This is a genomic window from Sporanaerobacter sp. (assembly GCF_047830725.1).
Classification (GTDB): domain Bacteria; phylum Bacillota; class Clostridia; order Tissierellales; family Sporanaerobacteraceae; genus Sporanaerobacter.
The window spans coordinates 528,178-552,782 of record NZ_CP181252.1 but is presented as its reverse complement, the minus strand read 5'-3'; the positions used below and the strand labels follow the sequence as shown (position 1 = coordinate 552,782).

Genomic DNA, 24,605 nt, shown 5'->3' with positions numbered 1-24,605 from the left:
ATATGGCTATACTGGTTACTGGTGGTGCAGGGTATATTGGAAGCCATACAGTAATGGAATTGTTGGAAAATAGAGCTGAAGTAGTTGTTGTTGATAATTTAGTTAAAGGTCATAAGAATGCAATTAAAGGTGGAAAATTTTATTGTGGAGATATTAGAGATGAGGATTTTTTAGATAGAGTATTTAAAGAAAATGAAATAGAAGCTGTCATTCATTTTGCTGCATATTCTCTTGTTGGAGAAAGTATGAAAGATCCAATAGGCTATTACAACAACAATGTAAGGGGAACTATCACTCTTTTGCATTTTATGAAAAAGTATGGAGTAAAAAATATAGTATTTTCATCTACTGCTGCAGTATATGGAGAAACTAAAAAAATTCCTATAAAAGAAGATGTTGATACTTGTCCTGGGAATCCCTATGGTGAAAGTAAATTGGCTATTGAAAAATTGCTCAAGTGGGCAGGTGATTCTTTAGATATAAATTATATTGCTCTTAGATATTTTAATGCTGCTGGAGCTCATGAAAGTGGAGTTATAGGAGAAGACCATGATCCAGAAACTCATTTGATACCCATTGTATTGGAAACAGCTTTAGGAAAAACGAGATAAAATCATTATATTTGGGGATGACTACAATACTCCTGATGGAACTTGCATAAGGGATTATATTCATGTGATGGATTTAGCTCAAGCCCATTTATTAGCATTAGATAAACTTAAAAAAGATGGTGAAAGTGGAATTTATAATTTAGGCAATGGAAAGGGATTTTCTGTAAAAGAAGTTATTGAGAAATCTAAAGAAGTTACAGGACGAGACATCCCTGTGGAAATAGGAAATAGAAGAAAAGGTGATCCTCATATATTGGTAGCATCTTCTGAAAAAGCTAAAAAAGAATTGGGATGGAAACCTAAATACAATAGTTTAGAAAAGATCATAGAAGATGCATGGAGATGGCATAGCAAAACTCATTAGTGGGACCAAAAATGACCAGCCAAACGAAACGTCCCCGTGGCGGAGGGAAAAATAAATGTCGGTATTTTTAACCGACATTTATTTTTATATGGGAAATCTATTAAATTTATTTTAGATATTTATCCATCCAATTGGTGATTTCAGTCAATCTTCTAATTCTATGTTTTGGTTTTCCACTTCTGCTAAGTTCATGATTTTCCCCACGGAACATGCAAAGTCTTGCATCTACTCCATGATATTTTAGAGCAGTGAACATTTGAATTCCCTCTGCTAGCCAACAACGATAATCTTCTTCTGAATGAATAAATAATGTAGGAGTTGTAGCCTTATTTGCATATTTTAGTGGAGAGTGGAACCAAAGTTTCTCCATATTGTTCCAAGGGGTACCACCTTGTTCATTTTCTACAAAATAATATCCAATATCAGTAGTACAGAATTTTGAAATCCAGTTTGAAATACTTCTTTGACTTGCAGCAGCACTAAATCTATCAGTATGGCCTATTATCCAGTTTGTCATAAATCCACCATAGGAGCCACCAGTCACACCAATTCTTTTCTCATCTATAAATGGATATTTTTCAAGTATTTTATCTGTAAATTTCATGAGATCATCATAGTCAATAGTTCCATATTTTCCACGAATATCGGCAAATTCATTTCCTCTTCCGTCACTGCCTCTAGGATTGCAGAAAAATACGGCATATCCTTCATTTGCCCAGTATTGCATTTCATGATAGAACACTTCACCATAGACAGTTTTTGGTCCACCATGGATATCTAATATTCCAGGATATTTTTTATTTTTGTCAAAGTCTACAGGTTTAAGTATCCAACCTTCAATAGTTGTTCCATTTTCAGTTTCAAAAGTAATTCTTTCAGGTTTAGAAATTTTTTTAGTTTCAACTACCCATTCATTAAAATCTGTAATTTGAATTTCTTCACCATCTTCTAGAGAATACAATTCTTGAAGTTTCATATTTCTTAATCCTATAAATAGGATTTTTCCATTGTGTACATCAAAACCATCAATAGCTCCACCCTTAGTGATTAGTTTATCAATATGGCCGTTTTTATCTATTCTATTTATATAGGAGGAGTTCCACTCTGTAGTTTCAAAATATAAATAGTCTTCATCTATTCGGATAGATAGAGTTCCGCCATATCTACAGTCAGAACCTACTGAATTCCAAATACTTAAATCAAACTTGTCTGTTATCTTTTTTACATCTTTTGTATTTTCATTCATGATGTAGAAATGATTATTTTCATTGACTCCATAGTGTTTCATATTACTTCCAGCAAAAATAATACTATCTCCTAGAAAATCAGCATATGCATAAGCAAATCCACCTTCATGAGTCAATCTTTCAAGATTTTTTTTAGCTATATTGTATATATATAAATCCGATGATAGAGGCATTTTATCTTTGAAGGAATTAGATATAAATAGAGCTTTTGAATGATCTTTATTGAGTTTAACAGCTTCAACATTTGTCCATTCATCAGTTATAGCTTCAACATTTCCACTATCTACATTAAATAAATACAATCTATTTCTTTTTTTATTGGTGAAACCTTCTCCATTGGCCCAGAAAGGTATTTCATCCAATACCTCATAGTCTTTTTCTTCTTTTATTTTAGCTATGGCTTCTTCTCTTTCGCTGCCTTCCAATTGTTCTAAATGCATTTTATAGTGATTGTACACTCCAGTCACTAGATAATTTTTATCATCTACTTTTTTTATTCCAGTCACAGTTAAAGGCACTTTGAAAGCCTCACAAGCTTCTCCACCATGAATATTTATTTTATAATAAACTGTAAATTCTTCTCCCATTTCAAGTGCTTCTTTATCTTTTGGATTTCTAATAGCAGGGAATAGAATATTTTCATCATCTAGCCATATAAAAGTTTTTTCGCTATCTAAAGAAGTAAGCTTAAAATATTTTTTTGTCTCTACATTGTAAATCCAAATGTTTGATAAGTACTTATTTTCATCAACATCCATTCTATGAACTACAAATCCCGCATATTTTCCATCAGGAGAATAATTAAGTCCTGAAAGAAATTTGTACTTTGTAAAATCATCTAGTTTTAAATTTTCCAAAGATATCCCCTCCAAATAAATATTTCGAGTCTCTAATAATATTATACACCAATATGTCAATAGGGAAAAGTGAAAGTTGTTTTTTGAGTATAATAGTATATAATGAGATTAAATAATAGTAGAGGTGATAATGTGGAAAAAGGATATATACATATATACACAGGCAATGGGAAAGGAAAGACTACGGCAAGTTTAGGACTTTCAGTGAGAGCAGCATTGGCAGGAAAGAAAGTGTTTTTTGGTCAATTTGTCAAAGGTATGGAATATAGCGAATTAAAAATAGTAGACTATTTGCCAAATATAGAAATACATCAATTTGGAAGAGATTGTTTTATATACAATGAGCCTACAGAAAAAGACATATTGGCTGCTAAAAAGGGGCTTGAAATATGCAAAGAGGTTTTAAAAAATGGAGAATATGATTTGGTAGTATTAGATGAAATAAATATAGCCCTATATTATAAACTTTTCTCTGTAGAAGAAGTTTTAGAAATGATAAAAGAAAGACAGCCTCATGTAGAAGTAGTATTGACAGGAAGATATGCACCAGAGGAAATAATAGAAATAGCAGATTTAGTGACGGAAATGAAAGAAATAAAACACTATTATACAACTGGACTAATGGCGAGAAAAGGCATAGAATTTTAATTGTAATCATAAGCCTCTCCCTTGTGTTTTACATTTATTACAGATTCCACTGTAATAAATGCTTTTTTTATTTATTTCAAAGTCTTCAATACCTTCTTCTTCAAAATTAGTGACGAACACTTTAAAATCATATATATTGCCACAGTTTTCACATTTAAAATGACCATGAATTGAAGTATCTATATCATATCTAGATTCTTTTTCATCTATAGTGACAATGGAAACAACACCTTTTTTTAAGAATATATCCAATGTGTTATATACGCTGGTTTTAGATAGAGTAGGTATATCATCAGTTAGTGCTTCGTATATTTCATCAACTGTTGGATGAGTTTTATTTTCCATCAAATATTTAAGTATTTTTATTCGAATGGTAGATGGTTTTATATAATGATTTCGTAGATATTCTTTCAATTCCAATGTGTCAGTTTTCATGGATATTGCTCCTTTCAAACAGCATAAATTAAAATGAATTCATAATTGCAATGATTCCAGTTGATTATATAATCGATAATTTTTTTTGTCAACATCTTTTCTTAAAAGATTTTATATTGTATTATAATGTTTAGGCAATAAAAGAAAATAGACAGAAAAGGAGAGCAGAAATATGTATCAATATATACCTAAAGGAGTTTGTAGTCAATATATTTATTTTGATGTAGTAGATGGAAAAGTTAAGAATGTAGAATTTATTGGGGGATGCCATGGAAATCTTCAAGGAATTTCAAAGCTTGTAGATGGTATGAAAGTAGATGAAGTTATAGATAGACTTTCCGGTATCAAATGTGGAAATAAAGATACTTCATGTCCAGATCAGTTTTCAAAGGCACTTATGGAGTATAAAAAGATAGATAAAAAAAGTTTGTAGAAATATTTCTACAAACTTTTTTATCTGTCTTTTTTCCATTGATTTAAATGAATGATTTTTCCCATATTTTCTATATTTTTGTTTTTATCTTCTTTAAGCACATCGAAAACTTTTTTCCCCAAAGGCGTAATAGATATACTTGGGGCAGAATTGTTTTCGAATATAGAATTTTCATCATAATTCAACAAACCCATAAGATCAAAAAACTTAATTATATATTTATCAAAAATTGGGGTTTCAATAGATTTATATTTTATTTTTTCATAATTGTATATAGTATTTGTCGTTAAATTGCTTAAATTATCTGCTATTTCAAATCTATTGTCTTGTTCTAATGTATTTTGAGTAGAATGAGTAAGTTCATCCCATTTCAGTATATTCCAGATATAATCTATGAATAAAGCAGCTTTTTCCCAATCGCTTAATTTTAGATATTCTTCTTTTTTTGAAGAGTACACTAGTTTTTTTCTCGAAACAGACAATATATTGTAACATAGAGAAAATTTATAAAATAGATTTAATAATGGAGATTTATAATCAATATTTTCTTCATCATTTTCTATGCTAAATAAATACTTTTCATAATTTTTCAAAAAACTAATAGTTTTTGAATTTAAATTGTCTTTTATAGACATATCAAGGTCTTTATCCCATTTAAATGGAATAGCTATAGGGGCTTTTGGTGTAAAATAACTTTCTCTATTTTTGCTTATATCAATTATGTCATTGTAACTTTTTTCATAATCTCCCTCTACTTCATTGTCAATTAAAAACTTTATATATTTTTTAATTGTAGCAATATAAGAGTTGAGCTGAGCTTGAGATCTTATAAGTCCTGAATTTACACCTTCTTTAAAAAGAGAATCAAAATTTATTTTATCTATATCATACAAGGTAAGTTCATTGTCATATAGATAATAATCATACAAATCAATAAGATTTTTTATATGTTTTTTAACTGTATTTTCACTTAAATTTTCTTCAAGATAGTCTTCAAATTCGCCTAGTTCTTTTGAAAGCTTTAGGCTTTCATCATCATCAAAATCTAAAATTTCATAAATGCAGTCAGTATAGGCTTTATAGATATTTAAACTGTATTTTCTAAGATACTCTTCCATGGAAATATTAGGTTCTTTTCTTCTAATCAAATTATAATCATAATATATAGCTCTTGCAAAAGGTTCTTTACCTATTAGAGGAAGAAAACTAATATCTCCTACAAATTTTTCATATACAATTACCTTTGCAACTCTACCAAATATCAATTCTGATTTTTCAACAATTTGAGATAACTCTGGTTCCCAAACTATATGATGTGTGTGGCTAAATATATCTTCAACATACATGAGATCTCCGTTTATATTTTTTATTTCAAATAAACTTATGTGGGATTTGTTTCTTTCTATAAGTACTTCTTTTTCTAAATCATCCAGTTTATGAGATTCTTCTTCGAGAAAGTGTTCAATAAAATTTTTGCCATATTTAGTCCTATAGTCTAAACTTATCCATACATTGAAGGCCATTCTAGTTCTTCTTTCATCAAAATCTGGATAATAAAATTCAATTGAATCAATAGTTTTTTCTTTCTGGAAAAAATCATCTATATAATTGAGAAGTTTTCTTGTGGTATTTTCTTGAATAGTCATTATTTGTTCATAGTCAAGTTTACCCATATTTTCCTCCAAGTCTAAAAATAATAGTATATAATATTATATACTATTTGGATATATTTTGCATATATTTTGAAATATATTTTGGAAAGTTTTATATTGTATACAAAAAAAGTCCTGAATTTCAGGACTTTTATCTTTGAGATAGGGAGTATTTTAATGAAGTGTTTTCTAAATCAGTATATATGTCTATTTTTTCAAAATAACCATTTTTTCTTATAACAGGGCAAAAGTTTTTTGATTTTACAGCTTCAATGAAATCTTCTTCATCTCGAATAGTAGAATCAAAATAAGTAGCATACTTTCCCACATTTTGAGATACATGGGCATCACTTGCTCCTAAGCAGGGTATATTAAGTTCAGTGGCTAATGCATAAGCATATAGATTATGATAAGGGAAAGTGCTTCCATTGAAAGCTTCTACTCCAGAAAGAATATTTGATACCTTTCTTATATGTTCTCCTAATCCTCTATTGTTATTTCTAAAAGGGTGAGCACTTATTGCTACCCCATTATTTTTTTCAACTATTTCAAGTAATTCATTGGCATGGAGCATATTTTCTGGAACATTGTCAACTCCAAAAACTAGTATATCTCCTTCAAAAGTAAGTATTTCAGCTCCAACTATGACTAAAATATCATTTATCTTTGCAGAATTTCCTATTTCTTTTCGCAAATAGTTATTGTCATGATTTGTTACACATATTCCATCTAGTCCTACAAATTTTGCAGTTTCAATAGCTTCTTTAAAGGTTAAATGACTATCAAAAGAGTATTTGCTTTCGTGCAAATGTGTATCTATGATCATTATTTATTACCTCCATATACATTCTATTAGAATTTTACCACAGAAGTGCTTGTCTATAAGCAATTATAGAAAATAATAATAGGCATATAAAAATATATAGAAAAAATCTATGTATTTTATTATTTTTTCTTAATAAATGATTCTTTTTTCAGAAAATTTGATATCATTGAACTAATAAATGATTGAATGTTGAGAGGAGGAAAGATATGCTTAAGTTTAAAGATTATGAGTACAAAAGACCAGATATGGAAAAGATAAGAGAAGATTTTACACATTTGATTGAAAAATTCGAGGCTTCTTCAAATGCAGAAGAACAAAATGAAGTCATGAGAGAGATAAATGCGTTGAGAGAAGAAGTAGAGACTATGGCAAATTTAGTGTATATAAGACATTCTATAAATACAGAAGATGAATTCTATGAGAAGGAACAAGAATTTATTGATGAGAATATGCCACTATATGAAGAAGTCATGACTCAATACTATAGGGCTTTGGTGAATTCGAATTTTAGAAGTGAACTTGAAGAAAAATGGGGAAGGCATCTATTTAATTTAGCTGAAATGAAACTTAAAACTTTTTCACCAGAGATAATTGAAGATTTAATCAGAGAAAACAAGCTTGTATCAGAATATGATAAATTGATAGCTTCTGCTAAGATAGTATTTGAAGGAGAAGAGAGAAATCTTTCTCAAATGCAACCTTTTATGCAATCTAAAGATAGAGAAACAAGAAAGAAAGCTTATGAAGCCTATACAAGCTTCTTTGAAGAAAATGAAGAAAAGTTTGATGAAATATATGACAATTTAGTTAAAGTAAGAGATGGAATGGCTAAAAAACTAGGTTTTAAAAACTTTGTAGAACTTGGATATGCTAGAATGTCTAGAACAGACTACAACAAAGAAATGGTGGCTAATTATAGAAAACAAGTAGAAGAAGATCTGGTACCAGTAGTTAGTGAACTTAAAGAAAGGCAAAGGAAAAGACTTGGTCTTGATGAGCTTAAATACTATGATGAACCATTAGAGTTTTTAACTGGAAATGCAACTCCAAAGGGAGATGCTGATTGGATTCTTGAAAATGGAAAGAAAATGTATAGTGAACTTTCTCCTGAAACAAATGAGTTTTTTACATTTATGGTGGAAAGGGAACTTATGGATCTTGTAAGTAAAAAGGGCAAGATGAGCGGAGGATATTGTACTTATATACCAAAATATAAATCGCCATTTATATTCTCAAATTTCAATGGAACTAGCGGAGATGTAGATGTACTTACTCATGAAGCAGGTCATGCTTTTCAAGGATATTTAAGCAGAGAAATTGAAGTGCCAGAATATATTGCTCCAACTCTTGAAGCTTGTGAAATTCATTCTATGAGTATGGAATTTATAACTTGGCCTTGGATGGGATTGTTCTTCAAAGATGAAGAAGAGAAATATAAATTTAGTCACTTAAGTGGAGCTGTAAATTTTATTCCTTATGGTGTGACAGTAGATGAATTTCAACATTTTGTCTATGAAAATCCCGAAGCTACTCCTTGTGAAAGAAAAGCTAAATGGAGAGAAATAGAAAAGAAATATCTTCCATTCAGAGATTATGAGGACAATGATTTCTTAAATAGAGGTGGATATTGGTTTAGACAAGGTCATATATTTCAAGTGCCTTTCTATTATATAGATTATACTTTGGCTCAAGTTTGTGCATTCCAATTTTGGATTAAATTTAAAGAAGATAGAGAAAAGGCTTGGAGTGATTATATAAGACTTTGCAAAGCTGGAGGAAGTATGCCTTTCTCAAAATTAGTTCAATATGCAGGCCTACAAGTTCCTTTTGAGGATGGATGTATAAAGAAAGTCATGGGACCTATAAAAGAATGGCTTGACAGTGTAGATGATTCAAAGTTTTAGATATATTAAAGCCCTGATATTATTTATCGGGGCTTTAATATATCTAACAAATTTTCAAGGTATGGATTGTAATTTTTTTGTTAAAATAGAAGTATCATAGTTGAAAAAAATATAAATTGAAGTAAAGTATAGATATAAGGGAAATTAGGGGTGTTTTTATGAAAGATAAGAAAAAAACTATGAAAATAGGACTTATAATTGTATTTATAGCTGTACTCATTTATCTTATCAACAATATAAATATATATAACAAAGAAAGTTTAACAGATTTTTTTTCTACTGCCAGAGAGGATAGGAACTTTTCTGTGTTTTTCACTGTTATTTCAACAATATTAGTTGTTTTTTTTGTACCTATTTCTTGGCTCAATGCACTGTCAGCTTTCTTTTTTGGAATGAAGGGCTTTATATTTATAGCTATTGCTGGTGTGGTAGGTTCTATTGTGTCTTTTTATATAGCTAGAGTATTTCAAGAAGATGTAATGAAATTTATATATAAGATATATAACAAAAAGAAGAGAAAAGTTACATTAGATGAAGTAACGGAAAAGATAGATAAGTTTGGAATGGGCTATGTGTTTTTCATGAGAAGTATGCCTTTTATACCTTTTAGTATAGCAAATTTTACCTCAGGGGTTACTTCTATTAAATTTGTTGATTATTTACTTGGAACTATATTGGGACTCCTTCCAGGACAGTTTATAACCAATTTATTTTTTGCAAAAGCAGTCAGCATAAAAGAAGATCCTATGGGAGCTATAATTGCAGCTGGAATTAAAATAGGATATGTTGCAATAATTTTATTGTGGCAAAAGAAAAGCAAATATAGATCTAAAGAATAGGATATTTTAACCGATATATATGGTAGAAGGATATAAGGGGGAGTACTTATGCACATAAATGGTGTATCAAATACTATTTCAAATCAACAATATGATTTATCCATAGCTCAAAAAAATATTCAGGTTGGAGATAAAGTTGTAAGAACAGATATGGAAAATAGGCAGTCAAGTGGTCATGGAGAAAGAAAATGCAGTGAGGAAGAAATCATAGGCGCAATAGAATCGGCAAATGATAAATTTATTGCATATGATAGAAGATTTGAATTCTCTATTCATGAAAAGACAAAGCAGATAATGGTCAAAGTGATAGATGTGACTACAGATGAAGTCATAAGGGAAATACCGCCTGAAAAGATATTGGATATGGTAGCTTATATTTGGGAGTCAGCAGGACTCATAGTTGATAAAAAGATATAAGGTGGTGATAATGTGTATAACAATTTGAGAATTACAGGACTTGCTTCAGGGATAGACACAGAAGAAATGATAAAAGGGCTTATGGAGGCAGAAAGAGTAAGGCTCAACAAGGTAGAACAGGACAAGCAACTTTTAGTATGGAAAAGAGAAATGTACAATAGTCTAAATAAAGACTATGCCAATTTTATATTGAATAGTAGAAAAAATTTTGGTCTAACTACTACTACATCTACAGGAGCTTTTGTATCCAGATCTTATGAAAATTTAACTTGGGTAAAAAAGGCTACTTCGTCTAATGAAACTATTGCAACAGTCAGCAGTACATCTAAAGCTATGAACGGGAACTATGAGATGGAAGTTAAGCAATTGGCTGAAGGAGTAAAGGCTGTTAGTGGAGAAAAGATAACTGTTGAAAATGGAAACAATGAAAATCTGGCAAGTCAATTTGAACTAGGAAATGATGCTATAATAAAATTTACTATTGAAACTAAAAATGGCATCAAAACATTTAAATTTGGGAATGTAGAAGATGCTGATATTAAAAAGTCCTTAAATGAAATTTCCTTAAATGATGTGGTTAAAGCTATAAATAGTGCAAAGGTTAAAGATGGAGAAAAAGAAGTATCCTTGGGTTTAAAAGCCAGCTATGATGCAAATATAGATAGATTTTTCTTGCAGACACAAGATACAGGAGTAGAGGCAAAGTTGAAGATTTCAGCGGATGTTTATAGTGATGGCAAAGCTTTTATTGATGCACTTAATCTAAATGTAAATGGCACAAAGTATAATATTGGTGACGAAAAAACTGGCAAATCTGCTGTTGTAAATTTTGATGGGGCAGAAAATATTGTTATGGATTCCAATCAATTTACCATAAATGGTATAGACTTCAATTTAAAATCTATAGGCACATTTACTACTACTGTAGAGACAGATGTAGATGCTTTTTATGACAAGATAAAGCAATTTGTAAATGATTACAATGAATTGGTGGAAAAGACAAGTAAATTTCTTACAGATAAAAGGTATAGAGATTATCAACCTCTTACAGCAGATCAGAAAAAAACAATGGAAAAAGAAGATATAGAGCTTTGGGAGGAAAAGGCTAAAAGTGGGCTATTAAGAAGTGATGATTTATTGTCTAGAACCATGCAAAATTTAAGAACTTGGATGTATGATGAAGTAAAAGATGTAGAGGGAAGTTTCAATCGCCTATTTCAAATAGGAATAGATACAGAAAAGTATTCAAGAGGAGTTACAGGTGGCAAACTTGTCATTGATGAAGTCAAACTAAAAGATGCTATAAGAAAAGATCCAAATGGAGTATTGGAGTTGTTCTTTAAAGAACCTGAATATGGGAAAGATAAACTTAAAGGTGTTACTTCTTATATGTCAGAAAAGGATTTGAGTGGTGAACAAATTAGAGCTAAAAGACAACAAAGCGGTATTGTCACAAGACTTTATGACAGCCTTATTTCTGGTATGCAGGATATAATTGAAAAATCTGGCACAGGAGAAGATTCAAATATATATAGAAATGTAAAATCTAATATGCTCATAGAATTTGTCACAAAGCATGGTAGTATTAGTACTATTGACAAAGATGTGTTAGAATTGGAAAAGAGGATAGATGATTTAAATGATTATTTAATCAGAAAGGAGAATAGTTATTATTCACAATTTGCTGCTATGGAAAAGGCTATTTCTCGTATGAATCAGCAAAGTATGTGGCTTATGCAACAATTTTCTAGTAAATAGTTGAAAGGATGGGGAATATGGCATACGATGCTCTCAATCAATATAAACAAAACGCAGTTTTTACTGCAACACCTGAAGAATTGACTCTTATGTTGTATGATGGTGCAATAAAATTTATAAATATTGCAAAGCTAAATATAGAAAAAGGTGATGTAGTTAAAGCTCATGAGGCAATTATTAGAGCAGAGGATATAGTAATTGAGTTAAATGCTTCACTCAATATGGACTATGAAATATCTAAAAATTTGAGAAGTATATATGATTTTATGATGGAAAAATTGGTAGATGGAAATATTAAGAAGGAAGTAAAGCCATTAGATGAAGCATTAGAGCTCTTGACGGATTTAAGAGACACTTGGAAGGAAGCAATAAAACAAGTTAAAAAAACTAGATATAGTGCTAAGTAGGTGTTTAAATGGGAAAAAATTTAGTTGATGAATTGATAAGGATATCTAATGAAAAGCTTAAATTGTTAAATGTCATATTGGATTTGACCAAATTGGAAAGAGAATATATTGACAAAGAGGATATGAACAAGATAAATGGAGCGTTAGATGAAAAAGACAATGTTATTTGTAGAATTGAGAAATTAGATATAGAATTTTTGACTTGTTTTTCTCAACTTAAAAAAGAAAACAATATAAGTGAATTAGATGAATTGGATATAGAAGAGTATCCAAATTTAAAGGAATTGAAAGAAGTAGTTATTGAAATAAAATCAACACTTATGGCTATATCTCTTATAGATGATGAGAACAATAAGGAAATGGTCAGAGGACTTGAGAAGATAAAAGCAAACTTAAAAAGTATAAAAAAGGGCCAAAAAGCATATAAAGGATATAACAAGACTTTAAATGAAAGTATATTTATTGATGAAAAAAAATAGCTGCTGATTTAGCGGTTATTTTTTTAAACACAAATTTCAACATGTAGTGCTTGACTTTTTCATAAATACTACAATAAGAATAAGTATAATTATCAAACAATTATCAATATTATCATATATGGACGAATTTTGTATCAAAAAAACTTGTCCACCAATTATCAAGAATTCTATCCACAGCCAAAAAATTATTATGTACAGTTTTCCACAGACTTATACACATTATCCACAAAAAAGCCTTAATATTATCCACAAATTTTTTTTGGAAATCTGTTGATAATTATATAAATAAATATACAATGGTGTTGAATAAATTATATTCACAAAATATTTTGTTATAAGTGAGTTTTAGATGGGTATTATATATAATAAACTAAATATAGGTGGCTTAGCTACTTATACTGAAAGGAGTTGGGTTTATGAAGATAAATATTACAGGTAAAAATATGGAGATAACAGATGCTCTTAGAGATGTTACTTACAAGAAATTGGGGAAACTTGACAAGTATTTTCAAAGTGATGTGGAAGCAAATATTACTTATAGTGTAGAAAAAAATAGACAAATTATTGAAGTAACCATAAACCTTCCTGGAACCATTCTTCGAGCTGAGGAGTCAAGTGATGATATGTATGCTTCTATAGACAAAGCGGTAGATGTATTGGAGAGGCAAATCAGAAAATATAAAACGAAACTTCAGAAGAGATATCAAAATGGAGAAACCATAAGATTTGAAAATATCCAACCATTGCCACAGGAAAGTCAAGATACAAATAAACCTAAGATAGTGAAGACTAAAAAGTTTGCTATGAAACCAATGAACACAGAGGAAGCGATACTTCAAATGGAATTGTTAAGACACAATTTTTTCATGTTTATGAATGCAGAAACTGATGAAGTAAATGTTATATATAAAAGAAAAGATGGGAATTATGGGTTGATTGAACCAGAGTTTTAATAGTATAATTGATATATAAATTGCAGGATAAATATCCTGCAATTTTTTATTAGAAGGGGAGGGGTAGAATTGTTTATTGAATTTATTATTTTATCTATTGTCATAGGTATCATAAGAGGAGGTAAATTTTCCAATCTATTTAAAGTGAATTTTAAAAAGATGTGGCTTTTGATTGTGGCATTGATTATACAATATTTGCTTGTAGTTATAAATTTTACGGATGAAGTCAATTATATTGATAAGCTGTTTAAGTACATGAACAAATTAGCTATTATATCCTATGTGTTGTTGTTTATTGGTATAATAATGAATTTAAGATATAAATCCCTATGGGCAGTACTTGGAGGGGCAGTTTTAAATTTTGTAGCTATAGCGGCAAACAACTGGAAAATGCCAATTCTTTTGGAAGGAATAGGGTTAGAAGGGTTTGAAAAATTTCATGGATTGTTAGAACAAGGAAATCTTCCGCTATATACAACTATAACTCAAAATACAAAACTTTCAGTACTTGGAGATATCATAATAATTCCTAAGCCTTATCCATATCCACATATATTTAGTATTGGAGATTTGATAATTTCTTTGGGACTTTTTACATTGATACAGGAGATAATGTTTTTTGGCAATAAGTACAATGGTTTAAGATATAATTATATAGGGAGAATTTGACAGGTATTGTAACTAGAAAAAATTAGTGATAAAATTAGATGATGTATAGATACACTTTTGAGAGGTGGTTAAATAAATGAAGAATTTTTTTGAAAAAGTATTTGGAAGTTTTTCTGAAAAAGAAATAAAGAAAATTAGTCCATTGGCAGATAAAATAGAAGAACTGGAGGATGAGGTAAGGAAACTTTCAGATGAGGCTCTTAGAGGAAAGACTAGGGAGTTTAAAGATAGAGTGGCAAAAGGTGAGAGTTTAGATGATATTCTTCCTGAAGCTTTTGCAGTAGTGAGAGAAGCTTCGTCTAGAGTACTTGGAATGAGACATTTTAGGGTACAACTTTTAGGTGGTATAATACTTCATCAGGGAAGAATTGCAGAAATGAAAACTGGAGAAGGAAAAACCCTTGTTGCAACTCTTCCTGCCTATTTAAATGCTCTATCAGGTAAAGGAGTTCATATAGTTACAGTTAATGACTATTTGGCAAAAAGAGATAGAGAGTGGATGGGTAAGATATATGAATTTTTGGGACTAAGTGTAGGATGTATAGTTCATGATATGGAAAACGATGAAAGAAAAAGAGCCTACAATTGTGATATAACTTATGGTACAAACAATGAGTTTGGATTTGACTATTTAAGGGACAATATGGTTATATATAAAGAGGAGATGGTTCAAAGACCATTAAATTTTGCCATTATTGATGAGGTAGACAGTATTTTAATAGACGAAGCTAGAACGCCTCTTATAATATCTGGTGAAGGAGACAAATCTACAAAGCTCTATTATGTAGCTGATACTTTTGTGAAGGATTTGAAGGGAAGAAAAATAGATCCAAGTGAAAGAACTACAGATCCTTTTGATAGAGAAATAAAGGAAGAAGTAGTTGATTTTGTTGTGGATGAAAAAGCAAGAACTGTTACATTGACTGAAAAGGGAACTAAAAAAGCAGAGAGCTTTTTTGGCATTGAAAATTTAGCAGATCCTGAAAATATGGAAATAGCTCATCATATAAATCAAGCATTGAAGGCCAGATATCTTATGAAGAAAGATATAGATTATGTAGCAAAGGATGGAGAAATCATCATAGTAGATGAGTTTACAGGAAGACTTATGTATGGTAGAAGATATAGTGATGGACTTCATCAGGCAATTGAAGCTAAAGAAGGATTGGAAGTAAGAAGCGAGTCCAAAACATTAGCTACTATTACATTCCAAAATTATTTTAGAATGTATGATAAACTTTCTGGTATGACAGGTACAGCTAAAACTGAAGAAGATGAATTTAGAGAAATATACAATATGGATGTAGTGGAAATCCCAACAAATAGACCTGTCATAAGGGAAGATTTACATGATAGCGTATATAAGACAGAAGAAGCTAAATTTGCCGCAGTAGTAAAGGAAATAAAGGAAAGACATGCAACTGGTCAACCTATACTTGTGGGTACCATTTCTATTGAGAAATCTGAAATTTTAAGCAAAATGCTCAAGAAAGAAAATATACCTCATGAGGTTTTGAATGCAAAGCATCATGAAAGAGAGGCAGAAATTGTTGCTCAAGCAGGTAGAATAAATGCTGTGACTATTGCAACCAATATGGCTGGTCGTGGTACTGATATTGTTCTTGGAGGAAATCCAGAATATCTTGCAAAGGAAGAGATGAGAAAGAAAAAGTATTCAGATCATGTCATCTCGCTTGTAGATAGTTTTTATGAAACAGATGATGAAGAGATATTGGAAGCAAGAGATACCTATAAGAAACTTTATGCTAAATATAAAGAAGAAACTGATAAAGAACATGAAGAAGTAGTGAAAGTTGGAGGACTTCATATTATAGGTACAGAAAGGCATGAATCAAGACGAATAGATAATCAGCTTAGAGGTAGGGCAGGGCGTCAAGGAGACCCAGGAAGTACTAGATTTTATGTTTCTCTTGAGGACGATTTGATGCGTTTGTTTGGTGGAGATAGAATTCAAGTAATAGCAGATAGTTTAAAACTGCCAGATGATGAACCACTAGAGCATAAATTTCTCAACAAGGCTATTGAAAATGCACAAATGAAAGTTGAAGGAAACAATTTTGCCATAAGAAAACATGTACTCCAATATGATGATGTTATGAACAAGCAAAGAGAAGTAATTTATGGCGAGAGAAGAAAGGTATTGGAGGGTGAAAATTTAAGAGAGTATATCATATCTATGACTAAAACCATAATAGATGGTGCTATAGATATGTATTCTCAAGGCAATAAGTTTCCAGAGGAATGGGATTTGGAAGGACTTGAAAATTATTTAGGAAATATATTTTTACCTAAAGGATTTTTGACTATTGAAAAAGTTCAAAAATTAAGTGCTGAAGAACTTAAAGATGAATTGTATAAATTGGCCGAGGAATTGTACAAAAAGAAAGAAGAAGGTATAGGAGAAGAAAGATTTAGAGAGATTGAAAGAATTGTACTTCTTCAAGTTGTTGATAACAAATGGATGGATCATATAGATGCAATGGACCAGTTGAGACAAGGTATAGGTCTTAGAGCTTATGGTCAAGAAGATCCTGTAAGGGCATATCAAATGGAAGGATTTGATATGTTTGAAGAAATGATAAAGAGCATTCAAGAAGATACAGTTAGATTTTTGTATCATGTGGAAATGCCTGACAAGATGGAAAGAAAAAGAGTTGCAAATGTAATGGGAACCAATCAAGAAGGTGAAGATGCAAAACAAAAGCCAATCGTTAAAGGCAAAAAAGTTGGTAGAAATGATCCATGTCCTTGTGGAAGTGGCAAGAAATATAAGAAATGTTGTGGAAAAGATTTATAAGATTGGAGTGATTTAATGGAAGATATCTATGTATATAGAGAAAATATTCAAGATATGAAAAGCCAAATTGAAGAATTGGGTGTTTCACTTTGACATTGAAAACATTAAAAAAAGAGTGCAAGAATTAGATGAGAGTGCTACAGATGAAAATTTTTGGCAAGATATAGAAAATGCTCAAAAAATTCTTCAAGAGTCTAAAAACTTAAAGAACAAAATTGAAGAGTATGAAAATTTGAAAAATGAAATAGAAGATTTAGAGGTGCTAATAGATTTAGCTTTTGAGGAAGAAGATTTTTCATTGGGAAAAGAAATAAAAGCTGCTTATGAAAAAGTTGAAGTTGAAATGGAAGATTTAAGATTGGCTACTCTTTTAAACGGAGAATATGACAAAAATAATGCTATTCTTTCAATTCATTCTGGGGCAGGAGGGCTTGAAGCTCAGGACTGGGCAGAGATGCTTTTGAGAATGTATACTCGTTGGGCAGATAAGAAAGGATTTAATGTCAAGACATTAGATATTCTTCCAGATACGGAAGGAGGTATAAAGTCTGTAACCCTTCTTATAGAAGGGTTTAACGCTTATGGATATCTGAAATCTGAAAAGGGCGTCCATAGGCTTGTGAGGATTTCACCCTTTGATTCTTCTGGAAGAAGACATACTTCTTTTGCAAGTGTAGATGTGTATCCAGAACTTGACGATGATATTGATATAGATATAAAGGAATCAGATTTAAAAATAGATACCTATAGATCTAGTGGGGCTGGAGGTCAGTATGTAAATACTACTGACTCTGCTGTTAGAATCACTCATATTCCTACTGGAATAGTAGTCCAGTGTCAAAATGAAAGATCTCAACATAGCAATAGACTTACTGCTATGAAGATGCTCAGTGCTAAACTTATTCAGCTAAAAGAAGAAGAACATAAGGAAAAGATTGAAGATTTGCAGGGGAAATACACGCAAATTGCTTGGGGTTCTCAGATAAGATCCTATGTTTTTCATCCCTACAATTTAGTTAAAGACCATAGAACAGATGTAGAAGTAGGGGACATAAATGGTGTAATGGATGGAGATTTGGATGTGTTTATAAATGAATATTTAAAAAAAAGAGCTCTTTCAAAATAAAGAGCTCTTTTCATGAAATTATTTTCATGAAAATAAAGGAATTATATAAAATTTGTAGAAATATAGATAGTATGATATGTGTATTTAGAATGTCTAAATAGTAGAGGTGGTATTGATGAGAAAAAAGATTTTTCCTAAGTATAAACTTAAGGAGAAAAAAGAAAGAGGTTTTAAAAAGATTAGATTAGAACAATTCAAGTTTAAAAGAGATCACAAGAGGATAAAGAATGGCTCTGACAAAAAAATTCAAAATCAATTGATTGCAATTTTTTTATTAATATCTATCATACCAATACTATTGACAGGATATCTAAATTATAAATTTAGTAGTACGGATATAAAAAACAACATAAAATCTTCTAATTTACATCTTACTTATGCTCTTTCTTCTCAAGTAGATGAATTCATGACAAATACAATGAAAATTATAGAAAATATGATTAAGACTCAAGACTTTTACAGCATGGATAGGGTGAAAGGAGAAATAATTCTTTCTTCTACTACAAAGGATGTAAATCATATTTTGTCTATTCATTTGTTTGAGAGCAATGGACAACCTTATATGTCCACATTAGGAGTGGGGAAGTTAAAAAACTCTAAGGATGAGGAATGGTTTAAAAAAGCCGAAAAGGGAGAAAATTATGTATCTAATTCTTATATGGAAGGTAAACTTCCTGTGGTTGTCATAGCAATGCCTTGGAAGGATTCAACAGGTACTCAAAGAGGAGTTGTGGCAGCTAATATAAATCTTTTAGGCCTTACTGAAATGGTGGGTGAGCATAAAATCGGAAAGACAGGTGTAGTCTATATAATAGACAAGCAGGGAATAGTTATTGCTCATCCAGATTTTAAAGGGAAAGTTGCAAAACAGTACAATGTATTAGAAAAAAATATAAAGGGGCCAGTTCTATCACTAAAAGAAGAAAAAGGAGGCTCAGTTTACTACAAAAATGACAATAAAGAAAAAGTGTTGGGAAGTTTTGTGAGAGTACCTTCTACAGGGTGGGGACTTATATTAGAACAAAATGAAAGTGAAATAGAAAGTATTGCAAAACAAGGTTTTAGAAGAACGCTTCTTATGACTTTAGTCATTGCATTTTTAATAATAGCTATATCTATGCGTGTAGCTAGGATATTTTCATCTCCAATAGAAAAAATGGTAGTGGCAGTTGATGAGATAGGAAGTGGAGATTTAACTAAGAAGGTAGAGGTTACTTCTAAAAATGAAATAGGGGAGCTTGAAAAGGCCTTTAACAAAATGGTGGATTCATTGTATACTTTAGTTTTAAGTGCTAAAGCTGCAGCACAAAGCGTAGAAGAGTCTGCAGTTGAGCTTAGTCAAAATGCTAGTATGACTATATCTGCTTCTAGTGAAATAAGTAGTGTTGTAGAACAAGTTGCTGAAGATACTGAAAGGCAAATGGTGGAAGTAGAAAAAACTACTGATATATTGAAAAACTTAAACTATTTGACTAGTCAAGTAGAAGAGAAATTTGCTTATATATTTGATTCTTCTAGCACTGCATTTAAAACAGCTCAAGATGGTTCAAAAGATATTAAAGAAACTATTTTTACTATGGATTCTATTTCAGAAAAAGTGAATAAATCTGCAGAGGAAATGAATAGTTTGATTAGCTATACCAATGAAATAAACAATATTGTCTCTTTTATAAACGATATATCAAAGCAGACCAATTTGTTGGCATTAAATGCTGCTATAGAAGCAGCTAGAGCAGGGGAGGCTGGTAAAGGGTTTGCGGTTGTTGCAGAAGAAATAAGGAAATTAGCTGAAGAAACAGCTGAGGCTTCTAAAAATATTGTAGATATCATTGGGAAAATTCAGTTGAAATCTGATTTAACACTTAAATCTATGGAAGAAGGAGTAGAAGAAGTAAAAAGAGGAAATGAAACTATAGAAAAGACTACTGAGACTTTCCAAGATATAATGGTACATACAGAAAAAGTGTCTACTACGGTAGAAAATTTCAAGGAAGTGTTGGAGGAATTAACCAAAGGTATGGAAGATATAAACAATGCTGTAATTTTGGTGAGCAAAATTTCACAAGAGACTTTTTCAGGTACTGAAACAGTACTGGCTAGTACAGAAGAGCAAGAAGCCTATTTGGAATCAATAGAAGAATCTGCAAAGAATTTGAAAACTATGAGCAATCAATTAGCAGAAATAATTAAAGAATTTAAAATTAACTAGATATTAGAATAGGATGTGAATGTAAATTGGATATTGTAAATATTTTAGTCAAAGAGTTGAAACTTAAACGATTTCAAGTGGAAAATACTATTAAACTTATTGATGAGGGAAATACTATTCCTTTTATTGCAAGATATAGAAAAGAAAAAACTGGTGAATTGGACGATGTAGTATTAAGAGAGTTTAATGAAAGACTGATGTATTTAAGAAACTTGGAAAATAGGCAAGAAGAAGTATTGCGTTTAATTGACGAGCAAGGAAAACTTACAGAAGAATTAAAAGAAGATATACTCTCAGCAGAAACTCTTCAAAGAGTAGAGGATTTATATAGACCTTATAAACAAAAGAGAAAGACAAGAGCAACAAAGGCAAAAGCAAAGGGATTGGAGCCTTTGGCAAATATCATATTGAATGAAAAAATACTTAAGGGAAATTTAGAGGATATAGCAATAGATTTTGTTGATAGTGAAAAGGATGTAAATAGTGTAGATGAGGCATTTGCTGGAGCTATGGATATAATAGCAGAAAAAGTTTCTGACAATGCAGAATACAGAAAGATAGCAAGAAATATATTTGCTGAAAAGGGAATTTTAGTGTCAGAAGGTATAGATAAAGAGGCGGAATCAGTGTATGAGATGTATTATTCCTATAGAGAAAAAGTAAAAAGTATTCCTAATCATAGGATATTGGCTATAAATAGAGGAGAAAGAGAAAAGATTTTAAGAGTGAAAATAGATGTACCTGATGATGAAATTCTTAAATATATAAAGGAAGATATGATAAAAAACAACAAGGCCCTAACTACCATGTATTTAGAAAAAGCTATTGAAGATGGATACAAAAGACTTATTTCACCTTCCATAGAAAGAGAAATAAGAACTAGCCTTACAGAAAGAGCTGAAGAGGAAGGTATAAAAGTTTTTGCAGGAAATTTAAAACCTCTTTTGATGCAAAGTCCTATAAAAGGCAAAATGGTTATGGGGATAGATCCTGGATTTAGAACGGGATGTAAAGTAGCAGTTGTGGATGAAACAGGGAAACTTTTAGATTATACAGTAGTTTATCCTACTGAGCCTCAAAATCAGATTGAAAAGACCAAAGAAAAATTAAAAGAACTTATAAATAAATTTAATATAGATATTATCTCTATAGGAAATGGAACAGCTTCTAGAGAGACGGAAATGGTAGTAGCTGAAACGCTGCAAGAAATAAAGGGTGAGGTTTCTTATGCCATAACTAGTGAAGCTGGAGCAAGTGTGTATTCAGCTTCTATTGTTGCGAATGAAGAATTTCCAGACATAGATGTGTCTATAAGGGGAGCTGTATCTATAGCTAGGAGATTGCAAGATCCTTTGGCTGAACTTGTGAAAATCGAACCAAAGCATATAGGAGTAGGTCAATATCAGCATGATTTAAATCAAACCAAATTGGATTTAGCTCTTAAGGGAGTAGTGGAGGATTGTGTGAATACCGTAGGAGTAGATTTAAATACTGCTAGCGTTTCTCTTTTAAAATATGTATCAGGAATATCTAATAGTGTAGCTCAAAATATAGTTAAATATAGAGAAGAAAATGGGAAATTTAGGGATAGAATGGAATTAAAGAAAGTTAAGGGTTTGGGAGAAAAAACTTTTGTTCAATGTGCTGGATTTTTAAGAATTCCAGAAGGAAACAATATATTAGATAATACAGGAGTTCATCCAGAATCCTATGATATAGCTAAAAAAATTTTGAAAAAAGATGCATTATTTGATATGGATTTAAATAAACTATCAAAAGAATTAGATGTAGGACTACCTACATTAAAAGATATAATAAAAGAATTGAAAAAGCCAGGCAGAGATCCTAGAGATGAAATGCCTAAACCTGTATTTAGAAAAGATGTATTGAAAATGGAGGATTTGAAAACAGATATGGTTCTTACTGGAACTGTAAGAAATGTTGTGGATTTTGGAGTTTTTGTAGATATTGGAGTAAAACAAGATGGATTAGTTCATATCTCTAAATTGAGCAATAAATTTATAAAACATCCTATGGAAGTAGTAAAAGTTGGAGACATAGTTAATGTTAGGGTATTGGATGTAGATATAAATAAGGGAAAAATTTCTTTGAGTATGAAGGATATTTAATCTCTTCTTGGGGGTGATGCTGTGGATGATAGAAGAGAAATAGAGTATATTGGTGGGCTTTTTTGTGGTGCTATTAGTTCTAGTTTTTCTAAACCTCATATTGCTCAATTTCAAAAGCTTGTAAACAGTGCACTAGAGGACAATGGTATCATTATATATGTTTACAATAAAAAAGAAGAAAAACCTAATATTGATTTGTTAGAACTATATTTTAAAATTGATATAAAGAAACTATTGGAAAATGGGCAGTTAGTATTTTTGTGTTCAGAAGAAATATTTTTAGATAAAAATGGAAAATTAAGTTTGGATAGAGCGTTAAAGTTTTATGAAAGTGAGATTGATAGATATAGAAAGAATGGATTTGAAAAGGTTTTAGTTTATGCTACAAAGGATAAATTTCACACAAATAGTATGGATATAGAAGAAATATTGATATTTCAAAAGGAAATGAAAAAATTTTGTCAGAGAAAGAACATTATGGTTATTGTAAAATACGTTGTTGATGATTTTCTTGAAAAAGATTTGCTAAATTTGTTGAGTATCCATGATGCATTTATACTTGATGGTGCGGAAAAGGGCTATGTATATGATTATTTTGGACTTATGAAATTTTCCCTTATGAATTTATCTATGAAGGAAAAAATTGATTATGAACATAGAGAAGAACTAAAACGAATGGAAAATCTAAAAATATTGGGAGAACTATCTGAAAGTGTAGTTCACGATCTTAACAATCTTTTGACTGCTATTGTTGGTTATTCTCAAATGGCTATTTTAAAGGAATCTAATCCTCAAGTAAAAGATTATTTAGATATTATATATAAAACTGCCTTTGATGGAAAAGCCATGATGGACAAAATCAAAGGCTATATTAAGGGAAGTTACAATGAGGAAATTAAATTACATAGGGTGGACAATATACTGATAGATAGCATCAATATGGCTAAATATAAAATAAAAAACAACAATTCTACATCTAAAAACACTATACATTTGGTGGAAGAATTGAATTCGGAAAAGTGCATTTGGTGTGATGAGTTTGAAATGAGGCAAGTAATATTAAATATACTTTTAAATGCAATAGATGCTATGGAATGTGGAGGGGTGCTTACAGTTAGAAGTTATGACAAGGATGAAAAGGTTTTCATAGAAATAGAAGATACTGGGGTAGGAATGAGTGAAAAAATACTTTCCCAAATTTTCGATCCTTTTTTTACTACAAAAGGTGCAAAAGGAACTGGTTTAGGACTAAATACTACAAAGAAGATATTAGAAAAATATTCTGCAGATATAATGGTAGATAGCAAAGTAGGAGTAGGAAGTAAATTTACTATTGTATTTTCTATTAGTGAAAAAGAAAATGTTGTTGTTAGAGAATCAGAATTAGAATCAAAATATATTGAAATTGGTGCTAAAAACATATTGGTAGTAGATGACAGATATTCTGTAGCCAGTACCGTTTCTCAGCTTATTGCACTATTAAATATAGATGCAGATTTAGAGACCAAAGGAGAAAGGGTTTTAAGTCGACTTGAAGAAAAGGAATATGATTTAATAATATGTGATTATTTTATGCCAAATATGAATGGTATTGAAGTTTCAAAATTGGTAAAAGAAAAATATCCTTATAAGCCTTTTGTACTTATGACAGGATATTTAGAAAATAATTTGTATAATGTTGATACTATAGATTACATTCTTAAAAAGCCTTATACAATTGAAGAGTTGTCTCAGACTATAGAAAAGGCTTTTAGGACTGTTGATAGAAGCAAAAATAAGAGATATAATATTAGTTGATTATAGTACATTTAAGGGGGAGTATAT

At 30.6% G+C, this 24,605-nt stretch carries 21 protein-coding genes; 17 read left to right on the top strand and 4 right to left on the bottom strand.

From position 1 onward, the window contains the following. Window positions 1-2 precede the first annotated feature (2 nt). Complete coding sequence (galE, locus tag ACFWUA_RS02650; RefSeq protein WP_416198621.1) at window positions 3-611, top strand: UDP-glucose 4-epimerase GalE; 609 nt, start codon at window positions 3-5, stop codon at window positions 609-611. A gap of 1 nt (window position 612) precedes the next feature. After that, complete coding sequence (locus ACFWUA_RS02645; RefSeq protein ID WP_416199164.1) at window positions 613-975, top strand: GDP-mannose 4,6-dehydratase; 363 nt, start codon at window positions 613-615, stop codon at window positions 973-975. Window positions 976-1,081: 106 nt separating this feature from the next. Here ACFWUA_RS02645 and ACFWUA_RS02640 read toward each other — a convergent pair whose 3' ends face one another. Next, the gene (locus ACFWUA_RS02640; protein WP_416198620.1) at window positions 1,082-3,079 is read right to left on the bottom strand and encodes a prolyl oligopeptidase family serine peptidase; all 1,998 of its coding nucleotides are present in this window, start codon (window positions 3,077-3,079) and stop codon (window positions 1,082-1,084) included. 132 nt (window positions 3,080-3,211) lie between these two features. On the opposite strand from ACFWUA_RS02640, the gene cobO reads away from it, so the two are divergent. Continuing rightward, complete coding sequence (gene cobO, locus ACFWUA_RS02635; RefSeq protein ID WP_416198619.1) at window positions 3,212-3,727, top strand: cob(I)yrinic acid a,c-diamide adenosyltransferase; 516 nt, start codon at window positions 3,212-3,214, stop codon at window positions 3,725-3,727. 6 nt (window positions 3,728-3,733) lie between these two features. Here the strand turns inward: cobO and ACFWUA_RS02630 are convergent, their stop codons facing one another. Further along, window positions 3,734-4,162, bottom strand: coding sequence for a Fur family transcriptional regulator (locus ACFWUA_RS02630; protein WP_416198618.1), 429 nt, complete (start codon window positions 4,160-4,162; stop codon window positions 3,734-3,736). Between the two features lie 172 nt (window positions 4,163-4,334). On the opposite strand from ACFWUA_RS02630, the gene ACFWUA_RS02625 reads away from it, so the two are divergent. After that, window positions 4,335-4,595 carry a TIGR03905 family TSCPD domain-containing protein gene (locus ACFWUA_RS02625; RefSeq protein WP_416198617.1) on the top strand — a complete coding sequence of 87 codons (261 nt, stop codon included), beginning with the start codon at window positions 4,335-4,337 and terminating at the stop codon, window positions 4,593-4,595. A gap of 20 nt (window positions 4,596-4,615) precedes the next feature. On the opposite strand, the gene ACFWUA_RS02620 is transcribed toward ACFWUA_RS02625, so the two are convergent. Together ACFWUA_RS02620 and ACFWUA_RS02615 are read right to left on the bottom strand one after the other, a co-directional pair. Further along, on the bottom strand, window positions 4,616-6,268 hold the full coding sequence (locus ACFWUA_RS02620; RefSeq protein WP_416198616.1) for a hypothetical protein: 1,653 nt from the start codon (window positions 6,266-6,268) through the stop codon (window positions 4,616-4,618). 130 nt (window positions 6,269-6,398) lie between these two features. Further along, the gene (locus ACFWUA_RS02615) at window positions 6,399-7,073 is read right to left on the bottom strand and encodes a PHP-associated domain-containing protein (RefSeq protein ID WP_072742630.1); all 675 of its coding nucleotides are present in this window, start codon (window positions 7,071-7,073) and stop codon (window positions 6,399-6,401) included. A 206-nt stretch (window positions 7,074-7,279) separates the two neighbouring features. Here ACFWUA_RS02615 and ACFWUA_RS02610 point away from each other — a divergent pair, with 206 nt between their 5' ends. The 13 genes from ACFWUA_RS02610 (at window position 7,280) to ACFWUA_RS02550 (ending at window position 24,578) form a co-directional block, all read left to right on the top strand. Then, a complete protein-coding gene (locus tag ACFWUA_RS02610; RefSeq protein WP_416198615.1) occupies window positions 7,280-8,977 on the top strand; it encodes a M3 family oligoendopeptidase in 1,698 nt (565 codons plus the stop codon). 158 nt (window positions 8,978-9,135) lie between these two features. Next, a complete protein-coding gene (locus ACFWUA_RS02605) occupies window positions 9,136-9,816 on the top strand; it encodes a TVP38/TMEM64 family protein (protein ID WP_416198614.1) in 681 nt (226 codons plus the stop codon). 48 nt (window positions 9,817-9,864) lie between these two features. Next, complete coding sequence (locus tag ACFWUA_RS02600) at window positions 9,865-10,233, top strand: flagellar protein FlaG (protein WP_416198613.1); 369 nt, start codon at window positions 9,865-9,867, stop codon at window positions 10,231-10,233. 12 nt (window positions 10,234-10,245) lie between these two features. Beyond that, a complete protein-coding gene (gene fliD, locus ACFWUA_RS02595; protein WP_416198612.1) occupies window positions 10,246-11,991 on the top strand; it encodes a flagellar filament capping protein FliD in 1,746 nt (581 codons plus the stop codon). A 17-nt stretch (window positions 11,992-12,008) separates the two neighbouring features. Continuing rightward, a complete protein-coding gene (gene fliS, locus ACFWUA_RS02590) occupies window positions 12,009-12,398 on the top strand; it encodes a flagellar export chaperone FliS (protein ID WP_416198611.1) in 390 nt (129 codons plus the stop codon). Between the two features lie 8 nt (window positions 12,399-12,406). After that, window positions 12,407-12,877, top strand: coding sequence for a flagellar protein FlgN (locus ACFWUA_RS02585; protein WP_416198610.1), 471 nt, complete (start codon window positions 12,407-12,409; stop codon window positions 12,875-12,877). A 416-nt stretch (window positions 12,878-13,293) separates the two neighbouring features. Further along, complete coding sequence (gene hpf, locus ACFWUA_RS02580; protein WP_416198609.1) at window positions 13,294-13,830, top strand: ribosome hibernation-promoting factor, HPF/YfiA family; 537 nt, start codon at window positions 13,294-13,296, stop codon at window positions 13,828-13,830. Between the two features lie 69 nt (window positions 13,831-13,899). Next, window positions 13,900-14,499 carry a DUF5317 domain-containing protein gene (locus ACFWUA_RS02575; RefSeq protein WP_416198608.1) on the top strand — a complete coding sequence of 200 codons (600 nt, stop codon included), beginning with the start codon at window positions 13,900-13,902 and terminating at the stop codon, window positions 14,497-14,499. Window positions 14,500-14,575: 76 nt separating this feature from the next. Further along, window positions 14,576-17,317, top strand: coding sequence for a preprotein translocase subunit SecA (gene secA, locus ACFWUA_RS02570; protein ID WP_416198607.1), 2,742 nt, complete (start codon window positions 14,576-14,578; stop codon window positions 17,315-17,317). 15 nt (window positions 17,318-17,332) lie between these two features. Beyond that, window positions 17,333-18,443 (top strand): peptide chain release factor 2 gene (gene prfB, locus ACFWUA_RS02565; protein WP_416198606.1). Its coding sequence is split into 2 segments (ribosomal slippage): window positions 17,333-17,407 and window positions 17,409-18,443, totalling 1,110 coding nucleotides; the frame shifts between segments, so codons are not numbered across the junction. Window positions 18,444-18,558: 115 nt separating this feature from the next. Beyond that, entirely contained in the window at window positions 18,559-20,652 is a 2,094-nt protein-coding gene (locus tag ACFWUA_RS02560; protein ID WP_416198605.1) for a methyl-accepting chemotaxis protein, read from the top strand. Between the two features lie 26 nt (window positions 20,653-20,678). Continuing rightward, entirely contained in the window at window positions 20,679-22,781 is a 2,103-nt protein-coding gene (locus ACFWUA_RS02555) for a Tex family protein (RefSeq protein WP_416198604.1), read from the top strand. Window positions 22,782-22,802: 21 nt separating this feature from the next. After that, window positions 22,803-24,578, top strand: coding sequence for an ATP-binding protein (locus ACFWUA_RS02550; protein ID WP_416198603.1), 1,776 nt, complete (start codon window positions 22,803-22,805; stop codon window positions 24,576-24,578). Window positions 24,579-24,605: the final 27 nt, after the last annotated feature.